Raw genomic sequence first — 1239 nt, 5'->3', positions numbered from 1 at the left:
CCGCCTCGCCCGCCGAGCCGGCGAGACGCGCGTGCACGGCGTCGAGGCGGCGCTCCACGTCGGCCTCGTCGACGCCGACGACGGTGTTGAAGTTCGCCGAGCGGGTGATCTCCTCGAAGGGGCGGCCGAGCCGCTCGCAGTGCCCGCGCAGCACCTCGCTCTTGTGGCTGAACTCCTCGGGGCTGCCGTAGAAGTTCGTCGCGCTCGCGTACTTCGCCGCGATGCGGAGCGTCACCTTCTCACCGCCGCCGGCGATCCACATGGGGATGCCGCCCTCCTGCAGGGGCTGCGGCTGCACGATCGCGCCGTCCACCTGGTAGTGCTCGCCGTCGAGCGTCGCGCTGCCCGTCGTCCACGCCTGGTGCAGGATCTCGACCCCCTCGCGGAGCCGAGCGAGTCGCTCGGGCACCTCGGGGAAGCCGTAGCCGTACGCGCGCCACTCGTGCTCGTACCAGCCGGCGCCGATGCCCATCTCGACGCGTCCGCCCGAGACGAGGTCGACGGTCGCCGCGACCTTCGCGAGATAGGCGGGGTTCCGGTAGCTCATGCAGGTGCACATCTGACCGAGCCGTACGCGCGAGGTCGACGCCGCGAAGGCGGCCATCAGCGACCACGCCTCGTGCGTCGCCTCGTGCTCGCTCGGCACCGGCACGGTGTGGAAGTGGTCGTAGACCCAGATCGCCTCCCACGGCGACCCCTCGCGGTCGGCGAACTCGGCGAGCGAGCGCATCACCCCCCACTGCTCGCGGGGGTCGATGCCGACGAGGTCGTGACGCCAGCCCTGGGGGACGAACATTCCGAAGCGCATGGTCACGATCGTACGCGGGCGACCCCACCCTGAGACCGGTTCAGCGCTCACCCTGAGGCCGCGCCGCCTCGGCCGGCGCTACCGTCTGCGGCATGACCCGGCCCACCTCCCCCGTGCTGTTCTGCGACTACCGCGCGGCCCGCTTCCGGGCGACGGCCGTGCGCTCCTGCGGCTCGCGCCTGATCCGCATCGCCGGTTCGGGGCTCTGCCCGAGCCCCGGCTGGACCCTCGAGCTCGTCGCGGCAAACGGCGGCGTCGTGCCGCACCCGGACTCGCTGCGGCTGGCCGTGCGCGAGACCCCGCCCGACGACGCGGTCCTCCGTGCCGACACCGTCACCTGGGTGGAGGCCTTCGTCGAGGACTCCGCCGCGACCGAGATCGTCATCCAGCTCCCCGGGCGGGAACCGCTCGCCGTGGCCGTCGCCGAGCCT

Annotated in this window: 2 protein-coding genes; one reads left to right on the top strand and one right to left on the bottom strand. The window is 72.9% G+C overall.

The window, feature by feature from the left end:
* A partial coding sequence (locus IEY71_RS00900) for an LLM class F420-dependent oxidoreductase (protein ID WP_189083440.1) occupies positions 1-808 on the bottom strand: 808 nt, incomplete at its 3' end.
* A 92-nt stretch (positions 809-900) separates the two neighbouring features.
* On the opposite strand from IEY71_RS00900, the gene IEY71_RS00895 reads away from it, so the two are divergent.
* Positions 901-1239: hypothetical protein (locus tag IEY71_RS00895; protein WP_189083439.1), on the top strand; the 339-nt coding region annotated here is incomplete at its 3' end.

The organism is Agromyces mediolanus (assembly GCF_014648575.1).
GTDB lineage: Bacteria > Actinomycetota > Actinomycetes > Actinomycetales > Microbacteriaceae > Agromyces > Agromyces mediolanus.
The sequence above is the reverse complement of the archived record's forward strand: the minus strand, read 5'-3'. Positions and strand labels throughout refer to the sequence as shown.